This is a genomic window from Gluconacetobacter aggeris (assembly GCF_014174395.1).
GTDB lineage: Bacteria > Pseudomonadota > Alphaproteobacteria > Acetobacterales > Acetobacteraceae > Gluconacetobacter > Gluconacetobacter aggeris.
In genome coordinates this window covers 193,200-206,115 of record NZ_JABEQD010000001.1, presented here as the reverse complement: position 1 = coordinate 206,115, position 12,916 = coordinate 193,200, and the positions used below count along the sequence as shown (strand labels likewise).

Below are 12,916 nucleotides of genomic sequence, written 5' to 3'. Positions count from 1 at the left end.
GGGCGTCAGAGCCCCCTATCAGCACCTTCACCCCGGCGGCGGCGGGACTGGCGGCGGGCCAGCACCGCCCCCGCCGCCAGGTACAGCAGCAGGAAGATGGCGGCCGACGGCCGGCCGGACATGGCCTGCTGGCCGATCCCGGCCAGGACGATGCAGATCGTCCCCACCGACACGATCAGCGCGCAGACCGGCACCATTCCCAGCCAGAGACCGAAGGCCCGCACGCCGCCCAGCGGGATGCGGAACGGCCGCGCCATGTCCGGGGCCACCACTCGCAGCCGCATGGCGCTGAGCGCCACGCCCGAAAAGGCGACCATGGTGCCGATACTGACCAGGTCCGCCAGCACGCCGATGGGAAACAATGCCGCCAGCAGGCCCGCCAGTGCGGCGGCCAGCACGATGCCCAGCCCCGGCGTGCCGTGGCGCGGGTGCAGCCGCATGAACCATCCGGGCAGCAGGCCGTCGCGCGCCATGGCGAAGCAGATGCGCGAATGGCCGTAGGTATTGACCAGCATCACCGATGCCAGGCCCGTCAGCGCGCCGATCCGCAGCAGGATGCCGATGCGCGGATAGCCGACCGCCGCCATGGCCTCCGCCACCGGATCGGGCACGTCGAGGCCACGGAAGGGCACTAGGCCCGTCAGAACCAGCGAAACCAGGGCATAGAGCAGCGCACTGACCAGCAGCGTTCCGATCAGGCCGACCGGCAGGTCGCGTGCCGGGCGGCGGGCCTCCGCCGCCGCCGTCGCGACGGTGTCGAAGCCGAGATAGGCAAAGACGACGATCGACGCGGCGCGCAGCACGCCGGGCACGCCGAAACGGAACCCGCCCTCCGAGGGCGGCAGGAAAGGCGACCAGTTGGCCGGATTCACATGGCCGATCCCGATGCCCAGGAACACCAGCAGGACGCCCGTCTTCACCACGACGAGGGCGGTGTTGACGCGGGCCGATTCCCGCACCCCCCGCACCAGCGCCACCGCGATCAGCATCAGGGACAGGAATGCGGTCAGATTGGCATGCGGTCCCGCCATGCCGGCGGCCGACCCCACGCTGGGCTGGATCAGTGCCGCCGGCAGCCCGTGCCCCAGCGCCACCAGCAGGCTTTGCAGATAGCTGGCAAAGCCGGTGGCGACCGCTGCGCCGGCCAGCAGGAATTCCAGCGTCAGCATCCAGCCGACCCACAGGGCCGCCCCCGGCCCGAACGCACGGCTGACGTAGCTGTACGAGGCTCCGGCGATCGGCATCGCGGTCGACAGTTCGGCGTAGCAGATCCCCGTCAGGCCGCAGGCGGCTCCGGCGGCCAGGAAGGACAGCGTGACGGCGGGCCCGGCATATTCCGCCGCCGCGACACCGGGAAGAATATAGATCCCGGCCCCGACGACGCAGCCCACGCCCAGTAGCAGCAGGTCTACCGGGCCCAGCGCCCGGCGCAATGTCCGGGGCGCGCTCATGGGGCGGGCCTCAGGATGGGCGTCAGCCAGGTCAGAACCCGGCGCTGCACGTCTTCCTCGACCATGGCGCCGACCGCGCCGCCGAACCAGTGCGGCGCATCGGGGTAGCGTACCAGCTCCACACGAGTGCCCTGCGCCTTCAGACTGTTGAAGAATATCATCGCCTGCTCCGGTGGCACGCGTGCGTCGCTCATGCCGTGCAGCAACAGGATTGGCATGCGCGTCAAATTGGCCGCGTTGATCGGCGAATGGGCGGCATATTCCGTCGCCCGGTCGACCGGATCGCCAAAATAGGGCGGCAGGAAACCGGGCCCGACATCGGTCGAAAGCGCCATCGTCCGCAGGTCGGTGATGCCCGCGCCGTCGATCACCGTCAGGAACCGCTTTTCATGTCCGGCCATCCAGGCGGCCATGAAGCCACCATAGCTCCATCCCCCCAGCGCCAGGCGGCGAGGGTCGGCAACGCCCTGGCGGGTCAGCATGTCGATGCCGTCCAGGATGTCGCGTGCGTCCGCCCCGCCCCAATCCCCGCGCGTGGCCTCGGCGAAGGCGGCGCCGCGCCCGTCCGACCCGCGCGGATTGGGCATGAACACCGCTATGCCATGGCTGGCCAGCATCCGCGCCCAGTCATGCCACGAGCCCAGCCAGCCTTGTGCCCAGGCATCGTACGGACCGCCATGAATCTGCGTGAACAGCGGCACGTCGCGCGATTGCCCCGGCGGCAGGACCAGCAGGCCGCTCAGCGCGGTGCCGTCGCGGCCCTGCCAGCGAACGACCCGCTGCGCGCCCAGAGGCCAGCCGCTCACCTGCGGATTCAGGTCGGTCAGCGCCCGGCCGTGGCCATCCTGAACGATCCATACATCCTCGGCACGCGTCGGCGTGCTGGCCGGCAGTGCGACGGTGCCGTCGCGGGCCATGGAAAACGCATAGGGCTCGCCGCCCAGATCCACTGTCTGGCTTATTGTGCCGTTCGCGGCATCCATCCGGCCGAGACAGGGCGCGATGTCATGGAAACCCAGCACCGTCAGGCTCCGCCCATCCGCGTTCCATGCCATGGCCCGGACCGATCCGGACCAGCCGGCCCCTATCTTGTGGGCGCGTCCATCCGCCAGATCGTAGCGGCTGACGGTGCCCACGATGCCGTCCTGGTCGAAATGCCCCCATGCCAGATGGCCACCATCGGGCGAAAAGACCGGATGCACCGCCGTCGCCCGGCCCGGCAGGCGGTGCAGGACATGACCGGCGGTATCGATGATGCTGATGGCGGATTGGTACCAGAATGCGTCCAGCCCGTCCGAGCGGCCGGCGCGCACGGCCAGCGACTGTCCATCGGGTGCCCATTCGACGTCGAACACCGCATGCGCGTCCAGCGCGACCGGCTGTATATGCCCGTCCGCCACGGTCAGGATCACCAGGCCAGGCCCTGGCGGCATGTCGTCCGGCGCGGACCCGTCGACCCGTGCGACGGGCGCGGACGGAGGGACGGGACGGACCAGAACCGCCAGACGGCCACCATCGGGAGACCAGCGAAAATCGATCGCGTCCCCCGCGAAGGGCCCCAGGTCGCGCGGGGCCTCGCCCGCCGGGCCGGCCAGCCATATCGTGTCATGTGCGCCGCCATGCCGGCCGATATAGGCCAGATGCCGCCCGTCGGGCGACCAGCGCGGATGGCTGTCATTGTCCTGCGACCCCTCCAGCCGGACGGCGTGCGCATCCGGCGCGACGGGCTGGAACCAGAGCCGTGTGACCGGCGGCCGTGCCGGATCGGCAAACGCACGCACGCCATAGACGATGTGCCGGCCGTCCGGCGCCAGAGCGACATCGCCGACGCCGCGCAGCGTGCTGATCTGTTCCGGCATGATCGCCGGGGCGGCGGGCTGGGTCGCGCGGGCAAGGGAGGACGCGCCGAGCAGCGCGCACAGGGCAGCGGCGGAGCGCGCCAGCGGAAGACAGAAGGAAAAACCGTATCGCGCCATTATCGGGTCCCGGTCTGGGCAGTGCGTCATGGGGGCGGGCAACGGGATTCGTTGCGATTGTCGGGATATCGTTTCACCGGCATGCCATCTTGTCCATGCGGTCGTCTCCGGGCTGCGCCGAGGATGGCTTTCTGGCCAAGAGATTGATCTGGAACCGGAAACGGCGCATGTGACCTGTTCCGGGGCGCCGGGGCGGCCTGTTCGAGACAAAGCTCGGCCCATTGCCGACAGCCCGGGCAGCCCGTCCTGGCGGATCTGTTTTGGCCCTATCGAGACGGTGGCTGGCCCTGCCTGAACAGACCGAAATCGCAACGACCTATTAACGTAACGATATGGTCATGAGCCAATGCCACCAAAAACCGGGGTGAGGGAGGGGAGGGAAGAATGTCAACGCAGGCGAAGATCCTTCCGATCAAGCGCAGCAGCGATCTGCCGCATGATGCCAGCCCGGTCGTTGGGCTGGCCGATCATTATCCGCCGGGTTTTTCCGATCCGTTCCATGCCCATGAGCGCTGCCAGCTTGCCCTGACCCTGTCGGGCATCATCACGGTGACGACCGGTTCGGCCAGCTATATCCTGCCGCCCAACCGCGCCATCTGGATTCCGGGTGGCACCCACCATCAGGTGACGACCCGCGCGGCGGTACAGTTCCGGACGCTCTATGTCGACAACACGCTGAACAAATGGCTCGATCGCTGCCATGTGTTCGAGACCACGCCACTGGTGCGCGCGCTGATCGATGAAGTCCTGCAATTCCGCTTTCCCTATCCCCCGCAGGGGCGCGAGGTCAGGCTGACCAGCCTGCTGCTGGACGAGCTGGATCGCATGCCCAGCGTCGGGTTGCAGATCAGCATGCCCTCCGACCGGCGGCTGGTGCGTGTCTGCCGTGCCCTGCTGCTGAACCCGACCGACGGGCGCGACCTGGATCATTGGGCGCTCGAGGCCGGAATGGGGCGGCGTACCTTCACGCGCCTGTTTCGCGAACAGACAGGCATGGGCCTGGCCAGCTGGCGCCAGCAGGCCAGGATGATCGAGGCGATCGCCTTGTTGGAGCAAGGGCATTCGGTCACGACCGCTGCCTACGATGTTGGCTACGACAGCCCCAGTGCCTTCAGCGCCGCCTTCCACCGGATCTTCGGCATGTCGCCCAGCGCGTATTGCCGAGGAAGTATAAAAATATAGAAAAGATTGTTCCAATAAATATCTTTTCAAAATCATATCCTCAATGCCTCGGTCGAGGCGCAGCATCGCGAGTGCCCCATCATGCCCAACCCCTGTCGTCCGAACCGCTCCGGGTATAAAAGGCCCTTCAATCTGGCATTGCTGGCATTGATGGCGGGCGTGTCGCCCCATGCGATCGCCCGCGCGGCCGACAGCACGCAGACCGATGGCCGAAAGCCGGCCGCCACGCATGCGGCACAGGGGGCAGCGCCGGCACCGGTGAAGCAGGCGACGCGGGACGAGGCCATCGTGGTGGAGGCCAAGCGCCGCAACCAGATGCAGGTCTCAAGCGGCGGGCAGCTCGGCGTCCTGGGCAACAAGAAAGGGATCGACGTTCCCTTCAACATCCGCAGTTACAATGCCAGCCTGATCCTGAATCAGCAGTCGCAGACGCTGGGCCAGGTTCTGGAAAACGATCCGTCGGTCCGCACGACCTATGGCTACGGTAATTTTTCCGAGATGTTCATCATTCGCGGCTTTCAGGTCTATGGCGATGACGTTGCCATCAACGGCCTGTATGGCATCACGCCGCGCCAGCTCGTCTCGCCGCAGCTTTATGACCAGGTGCAGGTCCTCAACGGGGCCAGCGCCTTTCTCAATGGCGCGGCGCCGGGCGGATCGGCGATCGGCGGCAATATCAACCTGATATTCAAACACGCCACCGATGCCCCGATCACCCGTCTGACTGGCGATTACGCCAGCAGCGCCATGGGGGGCGGCAGCGTCGATGTCGGTCGGCGCTTCGGTACCGACCATGCGTTTGGCGCACGCATCAACGTCGCGGGTATGGATGGCACCGATTCCATTGCGCACGAACGCCGCCATTCCGTCGCGGTCGGCGGCGATTTCGATTGGCATGATGACCGGACACACGTGAGCTTGGATATGAATTTCCAAAATCAGGGCGTCAACTGGGGGCGTCCGGCCATCTTCCTCGGCGCCGATGTCACGCATGTTCCGCGCCCGGTCTCGCCCGGCGCCAATTTCGGTCAGCCCTGGACATATAACGATCTCAACTACATCTTCGGGATGCTCAATGTCGAACATGACCTGTCGAAGCACGTCACGCTCTATGCCGCCTTCGGTGGGCTGAGCGGGCACGAGCAGGGCAATTACCAGGTCCTGACGGTCAATGACGCAAGCACGGGTGACAGCACCAACGGCAATCTCTATGTGCCATATGTGCAAACCAACAAGAGTACGCGCGGCGGCGTGCGTGCGCATTTCGCGACCGGGCCGGTCAAGCACGAGATCAATGCCGGCGGTTCCGCGTTGTGGGAAGAAAGTGACAGTGCCTACGCTTATGCATGGCCCTACAGTTCCACGAACCTCTATCACCCTGTCTATACCGGGGCGCCAGACCAGACCCTGACCGGGGGCAATGTCGCTAACCCCCAGCAGATCAGCGGTACACGGCTCTATAGTCTGTTCTTCTCGGACACGATGTCATTTTTTGACAATCGCGTGGCGCTGACGGGCGGATTCCGGTACCAGAACCTGATGGTCGCCGGTTTCGACTATAACGCTCCCGGACGCGGGGCGCGCAATGCCGATTACGATCAGGGGGCGATCACGCCGGTGGTTGGGCTGGTCGTGCATCCGACACGCCAGACCTCGATCTATTTCAACCGGATCGAAGGCCTTTCGCAGGGGCCGACGGCATCGGGCAATGTCGTCAATCTGGGACAGGTCTTTCCGCCCTATCGCTCGGTGCAGTACGAGGTCGGCGCGAAATACGATATCGGGCGTTTCGCGGCGTCGCTGGCTTTCTATCAGATCTCGCAGCCCAATTCCTATACGGCGGCCTATGGCACCAGTGGCCAGTATATCTTCACGGTCGACGGCATGCAGCGCAATCGCGGGGCGGAACTGAACGTCAACGGCGAACTGATGCCCGGCCTGCGCTTCAACGGGGGCGCCACGCTGATCGACGCGGATCTCAGGCGTACCGCCGGGGGGCTGCAGAACGGCCATAGTGCCATCGGCGTGCCCAATTATTCGATCAACGCCAATATCGAATATGATCTGCCGTTCCTGCGTGGGGGCACCATCACCGGCCGGGTGGTCAATACCGGCAAGCAGTGGGTCAATACCGCCAACACGCTGCACCTGCCGGTCTGGACGCGCTTCGACCTCGGGGCCCGCTATACGTTCGTCACGGCGCACAAACCGGTCACGCTACGCTTCGGTGTCGATAATGTGGGCAATGCCCGCTACTGGGCGTCGGCCTATGGCGGCTATCTGCTCGAAGGCTTGCCCCGGACCTATAAATTTTCCTTCACGACGGATTTCTGATCGCCGGGATCAGGGCGGCGCGCCCAGCGTGTCGCCCTGCAACGCCGCATTCGCGCCCCGACCGTCGTGTCCGCTGTCGCGCAGCCCCAGCGTCGCCCGCTCCGCCAGCACGATCAGCCCCAGCGTCAACGCCCCCAGCACGATCTCGCGCCGTGTGCCGGGGCTGGCGACCAGCATGGTCAGCAGCGACATCACCAGCACGGCCAGCGTGGCATAGGACAGGAACGGGAAGCACCACATCGGCAGCGCCGGCCGCGCGTCCCGCGCGACGGCTTCCCGCCGCAGCCGGATCTGTGCGAGCGCCACCAGCACATAATCGAACAGCACGAACGTGCCCGTGGCACTGACCAGGAAGGCGAACACGCTCCCCGGCGCCGCCATCCCCGCCAGCGCCACGATCGCGGCCACCGCGCTGCCGGCCAGGATCGCCACGCGCGGCGTGCCGTTGCCGCCGCGCGCGCCGAAGCAGCGCGGCGCATCGCCGGCCTCGGCCAGTTCGCGCAGGATGCGCGAGGTGATGTACAGGCCCGAATTCAGCGCCGAGAGCGTGGCCACCAGCATCACCGCCGTCATCAGCATGGGGGCATAGGGCAGGCCCACATGTTCCAGCGCCGCCAGGAACGGCGAATGGCCGGGCACGATCCGGTTCCACGGCATCAGGCACAGGATCAGCCCGATCGACCCCAGATAGAAGACCAGGATCTTGATCACGACCGACCGCGCGGCCCGGCGCACGCTGTCGGCCGGATGGCTGGATTCGGTGGCGGCGATGGTCGTGATCTCGGTCCCGGACATGGACAGCATGATGGCCGGAATGCTCGCCATCACGGCAAAGCCGCCATGCGGAAACAGCCCGCCGCCCGCCATCAGGTTGGCCGCCATGTCGACATGCCGGTGCCCCACCCCGGCCAGCACGGCCACGCCAAGCGCCATGAACAGCACGATGGTCAAGATCTTGGTCATGGAAAACCAGTATTCGAATTCGCCATACCCCCGGACCGAGAACAGGTTGATCGCGGTCATGGCCCCCAGCACGGCACATTCGATCGCCAGGAAGGGCAGGGGCACGAACGGGGCCAGGAAACTGGCGCCGGCAATCGTCTCGATCCCCAGGATCGTCGCCCACATCACCCAATAGGTCCAGCCGCCGAGGAAGGCGGCACGCGTCCCCAGCCCCCGGCGGATATGCGCCACGAACGATCCGGCCCGCGGCGCCTCCACCGTCATTTCCCCCAGCATGCGCGTAACGCACAGGATGATCAGCCCGCCCAGCAGATAGGACAGGAAGACCCCCGGCCCCGCCGTGGCGATCGACGCGGAAGAGCCCACGAACAGGCTGGCGCCGATCACCCCGCCGATCGAGATCATGGCCACATGCCGCTTGTGCAGGACGGAGGGCGCGGGCTGTTCGGTCATCGGCGTGGTGTCCTGTCCTGCTCTTCCGGGGCCTGTCGGGTCCGATTATAGATATCGGTATCGAAATGTCATGGGCGGGAACGGGGAACGGGGAACGGGGGCAGGAACGCTCGGGCGGGCGGGCCGTTGAATCCGGTCATGTCCCATGGCCTTTCGCCTGTTCCCAATCGGTTTTATGCTCCTCGCAGGTCCCGGCAGGGCAGGCCGATCCGGCCCCGACCCTCCCGGCGGTTGACAGGGCGGCAGACCGGCCGCCGGCGCGCCGCAGTGGCGCGGGTATGGAGAAACAAGGCATGGCCGTTCGCAGTCTTCTCGCCACCGTCATGATGGGTACGGTTGTCGCCGCCGCCATCGTGCCGGCTTGCGCGCAATCTCCCCTCTATCAGGGCCGGCGCGGTGCCGCGGTCGGCATCGCCGCCGCCGTCGCCAGCAAGGACCGGCCGGACGAGGACGTCGCCCTCGATGCGGATCGCAAGCCCGCCAGCCTGCTCGCCTTCGCCGGCCTAAAGCGCGGCATGAACGTCGCCGACATCATGCCCGGCAAGGGCTATTTCACCCGCCTGTTCAGCAACGTGGTCGGTGGCGACGGGCATGTCTGGGCCATCGTCCCGACCTGGCTGGTGGCGAAGAAGCCGGCGGCGGCCGATGCGGTCAACGCCATTGCCGCCATGCCGGTATTCGCCAATGTCTCGGTCCTGGTCCAGCCGCTGGACGCGATCCAGGTGCCGAAGCGGCTCGACCTGGTGTGGACGTCGCAGAATTATCACGACATCTATTATGCTGGCGGCCCCGACGCCGCGCTGGCGTTCGACAGATCGGTCTTCGCCGCCCTGCGTCCGGGCGGCGCGTTCATCGTGATCGACCATGTGGCCAATCCCGGGGCAGGGGGCGACGTGGCGAAGCTGCACCGGATCGACCCGGCGATCATCCGCCAGCAGGTCCAGGCCGCCGGCTTCCATTTCGAAAGCGAGAGCAAGGTGCTCGCCAATCCGGACGACACCCACGACCTGCCGGTCTTCGATCCCGCGATCCGCGGCCATACCGACCAGGTCGTGCTGAAATTCCGCAAGCCGGCGCGCTAATTCCCCCGCGCCGGCCGGGCGCGACAGCAAGGATCGGGGCCATGTCATGAACCTGCGTTCTCTCCTGATGGCGGCATGTCTGCCCGCTCTTGCCGCCTGCCAGGCCGTGCCCCTCCGCGCACCGCCGGCTCCCGCCATCCGTGCCGTCGGCACGCTGACCGGGCAGGCGCCGCTCGACCCGGCCAACGGCGTTCCGGGGGCGGGGCAGGCGCTGGCCATCACCTATCTCTCCACCGACGGGGTGACGGGCACCGGCCTCGTGCCCGTCACTGGCGAGGTCCTCTATCCCGCCGGTTCGCCGCCGCCCGGCGGCTGGCCCATCGTCGCCTGGGCGCATGGCACGGTGGGCATCGCCATGGCCTGCGCCCCCTCGCGCAATCCGCATTCGGTGCGGGACCAGGATTATCTGGGCGCGTGGCTGCACCGGGGCTTCGCCATCGTGGCGACCGACTATCAGGGGCTGGGCAGCGGCGGCACCCATCCCTACCTCAATGCCCGCGCCGCGGCCTACAGCGTGCTGGACGGCGTGCGCGCCGCCCTGTCGGGCCTGCCGCACCTGCGCAATACGGTCATGATCGTCGGCCAGTCGCAGGGCGCGGGCGCCGCCTTCGCCGCCGCGTCCTATGCGCCGTCCTATGCGCCGGCGCTCGATATCAGGGGGACGGTGGCGACCGGCATTCCCTACATGACGCCCCAGATCGCGAAGTCCCTCATGGCCGGGCCCCACGGCGCGGCGGGAAAGACGCCAAAAGGGGAGGTGGACCCGGTCGTGGCCTATGCCCTGCTGATCGCGGCATCGTCGGCGGGCCTCGACCCGTCCTTCGATCCGGCGGAGGCCTTCACCCCCCGGGCGATGCACGCCTTCCATGCGGCGTCGCAACAATGTCTTCCCGCCCTGCTGGACATCGTGCGCGATGACGGGCTGACACGGGCCAACAGCTTCCGGCCGACCCTGCCGCGCGCCCTGGCCCCTGCGCTGAAGGCCATGGCCTTTCCAACCCTCAAGCTGGCGGCGCCGCTTTTCGTCGGGACGGGCAGCGAAGACCGCGACGTCGCGCCCCAGGGGCAACTCCTGCTGGTGCGCGACGCATGCCGGGCCGGCACGACGGTGCAGGCCCATCTCTATCGGGGGCTGGATCATTCGCAGACGGTGATGGCGTCGCTGCCCGATTCCGCTGTCTTCACCCGTTCGGTCATGGGCGGCACGCCCGTCACGCCGGACTGCGCACCCGTCGCACGCCGGCCAGAGGCCGAACCAAAAGAACCCGGCAAAAATATGTCTTCCTTATCAGGGGAATAGAGAAAGACAGGCATTGCGCCGAAGAATTATTTCCACTTGTACAAATAATTTCCAATTGTAACATGATGGGCTCCATGGCTTTCCATGCCCGCTTCCGCTGCTAGGGTCCTGTTCACCTGTTTCGACCGGAGGACAAACCATGGCTGCCCATCAGAAGACGATGTCACCCCTGCCGGCGGTCAAGGAAAGCAGTGCCTTCGACCGGGCGCCCGTCGTCTCGTCTTCCGCGCGGGCCTTCGCGCATGTCACCCGCCTCATGGGCTTCCGCCTGCCGACCGACATCCATGAATGGACGGCACGGGCCGGCATCCGCCTGCCCATGGGCGTCAAGCGGCGCGAACGCATGGCGCTGATCGCCCGGCGCGGCGTCCTGTTCGTCCATGTGCCCAAGAATGCCGGGACTTCGATCGCCACCGCGCTGTATGGCCGCGCGCTCTCGCACGAATCCATCCGCTATTTCCAGGGCGTGGTGCCGGACCTGGTGCGCGACCTGCCCAGCTTCGCCATCCTGCGCGACCCGGTGGAGCGGTTCCTGTCGGCCTACAGCTATGCCCGCAACGGCGGCACGCGCGACCGCATGGTCGCACCCGCCTTCCGCGACCGCTATATGGGCTTCCAGTCGCTGGACGATGCGCTCGATCATGTCGAACAGGCACGTTCGGTCTACGGAATGGACCATATCTTCCGCCCGCAATCCTGGTACGTCACCGGCCGGGCCGGCAAGCCGGCGGTGCGCCACCTGCTGCGCATCCAGGATGTCGCGCACCTGTCAGACCTGATGCCGGAACTGGGCCCCATCCGCCTGCCTCGCCTGAATGAAGGCCGGCCCCATTCCCTGGTGCCGACCGACCGGCAGCGGGCACGCATCCAGGCCATCTACCGCCAGGACATCGCATTGTTCGGCCGCCTGGAAGCCTGACGGAAAATACGCGCTGGCGGCGAGCCGGCCCGCATCCTCTGGTTGAGGTTCCGACGCGCCCGTCCTGATGCCCCCGGCTGCTCAGCTTCCGCCGGCAGGCGGCTCCTTGGGGGGCAGAAACGCCCCGGCAACATGCATCAGCCAGGACCGCAGCCGCAGCAGCGCCGGGCGCTCCCAACTGTTTTCGGGGATGAACAGCGTATAGGCGCCGATCGCAACGCCGTCGAACGGTGCCTCCGGCGGCCCCACCCGCACCAGCGTCCCGTTGCGCAGATCGTCTTCCAGCAGGAACGGATTGGCCAGGGCTACGCCTTGGCCCTCCCGCGCCGCCGCCAGTACCAGATGCGCATGCCACAGCCGCACCGCCGGGATCATGGAGGGCGCCGCCACCCCCTGCCGGGCCAGCCAGGTCAGCCATTCGTTGCTGTCTTCCTCGGCCAGCAGCGGGTGCGACAGCAGGTCGCCGACCGCGCGGATCGGTCCGGCCCGGCGCAGGAAATCCGGACTGGCGACGGGAAAGACCGGCGGCCGGGCCAGCTCCGCCCGGCGAATGCCCGGCTGCGATTCGTGGGGCTTGCCGTCGATCTGGTAGCGGATATCGGCATCGACACCGTCGGACCAGAAGCGCGCGCGCGCGTCGGTCGGGCGCAGCAGCAGGTCGATATCCGGATATTCGGCGCGGAAATTCCCCAGCCGGCGCACCAGCCAGTGAAAGGCGAAGCCCGGCACGCACCACACGCTCAGTTGCGGCAGGTCGCCGGCGCGCAGTGCCTCGGTCGCACGGGCGATCTCGTCCAGCGCCGTGGCGATCCGGTCGTGATAGATCCGGCCCGCCTCGGTCAGCCCGCCGCCGGCCCGGTCCAGCAGCGGCACCCCGGCCCATTTTTCCAGCGCCCGCAGATGGCGGCTGACGACGGCGTGGTCGATCTGCAGCCATTCGGCCGCGCGACGGATGCCGCGCGTGCGGCCGAACGCATCGAAGGCACGGAGCGGCCCAAAGGGCGGAAAATTGCGTCTGTCTGCCATGGCATGCCGGAAACGGGAGGAAACGAACGGGTCTCCGGAACAGGATAGTGGTGCCTTTTGGTCACCACAATGGCAACGAAGGCAACTTTTACATATTATTTCGATGGGTTAACGGGTGTGTCGCGGGTGCATCTGTTTCGCCAAAAGCGGACGTCCCGGAACAAATTATCTTGTCAACGGAACTTTCTTGTTTCGAGACTGAATTGAAGCGGGCAACCGGGGATTCGGGG

Annotated in this window: 9 protein-coding genes; 5 read left to right on the top strand and 4 right to left on the bottom strand. The window is 66.9% G+C overall.

Annotation, left to right across the window (positions count from 1 at the left end; genetic code table 11):
- Positions 1–5 precede the first annotated feature (5 nt).
- Both HLH36_RS00955 and HLH36_RS00950 read right to left on the bottom strand, forming a co-directional pair.
- On the bottom strand, positions 6–1,451 hold the full coding sequence (locus HLH36_RS00955; RefSeq protein WP_182984644.1) for an amino acid permease: 1,446 nt from the start codon (positions 1,449–1,451) through the stop codon (positions 6–8).
- A complete protein-coding gene (locus HLH36_RS00950; RefSeq protein WP_182984643.1) occupies positions 1,448–3,427 on the bottom strand; it encodes a S9 family peptidase in 1,980 nt (659 codons plus the stop codon). The genes HLH36_RS00955 and HLH36_RS00950 overlap by 4 nt, the downstream gene beginning before the upstream one ends.
- A 384-nt stretch (positions 3,428–3,811) precedes the next feature.
- Here HLH36_RS00950 and HLH36_RS00945 point away from each other — a divergent pair, with 384 nt between their 5' ends.
- On the top strand, positions 3,812–4,609 hold the full coding sequence (locus HLH36_RS00945; RefSeq protein ID WP_182979917.1) for an AraC family transcriptional regulator: 798 nt from the start codon (positions 3,812–3,814) through the stop codon (positions 4,607–4,609).
- An 81-nt stretch (positions 4,610–4,690) separates the two neighbouring features.
- A complete protein-coding gene (locus HLH36_RS00940; protein WP_182984642.1) occupies positions 4,691–6,943 on the top strand; it encodes a TonB-dependent receptor in 2,253 nt (750 codons plus the stop codon).
- A gap of 9 nt (positions 6,944–6,952) precedes the next feature.
- Here HLH36_RS00940 and HLH36_RS00935 read toward each other — a convergent pair whose 3' ends face one another.
- On the bottom strand, positions 6,953–8,359 hold the full coding sequence (locus HLH36_RS00935; RefSeq protein ID WP_246376269.1) for an amino acid permease: 1,407 nt from the start codon (positions 8,357–8,359) through the stop codon (positions 6,953–6,955).
- Positions 8,360–8,652: 293 nt separating this feature from the next.
- Between HLH36_RS00935 and HLH36_RS00930 the strand changes: the two genes are divergently transcribed.
- The 3 genes from HLH36_RS00930 (at position 8,653) to HLH36_RS00920 (ending at position 11,660) form a co-directional block, all read left to right on the top strand.
- Complete coding sequence (locus tag HLH36_RS00930; RefSeq protein ID WP_220792650.1) at positions 8,653–9,441, top strand: class I SAM-dependent methyltransferase; 789 nt, start codon at positions 8,653–8,655, stop codon at positions 9,439–9,441.
- Positions 9,442–9,487: 46 nt separating this feature from the next.
- Positions 9,488–10,741 (top strand): lipase family protein, encoded by a 1,254-nt coding sequence (locus HLH36_RS00925; protein WP_182984641.1) that lies wholly within the window; start codon positions 9,488–9,490, stop codon positions 10,739–10,741.
- A 139-nt stretch (positions 10,742–10,880) separates the two neighbouring features.
- Positions 10,881–11,660 carry a sulfotransferase family 2 domain-containing protein gene (locus tag HLH36_RS00920; protein WP_246376268.1) on the top strand — a complete coding sequence of 260 codons (780 nt, stop codon included), beginning with the start codon at positions 10,881–10,883 and terminating at the stop codon, positions 11,658–11,660.
- Between the two features lie 81 nt (positions 11,661–11,741).
- Here the strand turns inward: HLH36_RS00920 and HLH36_RS00915 are convergent, their stop codons facing one another.
- A complete protein-coding gene (locus HLH36_RS00915; protein ID WP_182984640.1) occupies positions 11,742–12,686 on the bottom strand; it encodes a LysR substrate-binding domain-containing protein in 945 nt (314 codons plus the stop codon).
- Between the last annotated feature and the right edge of the window lie 230 nt (positions 12,687–12,916).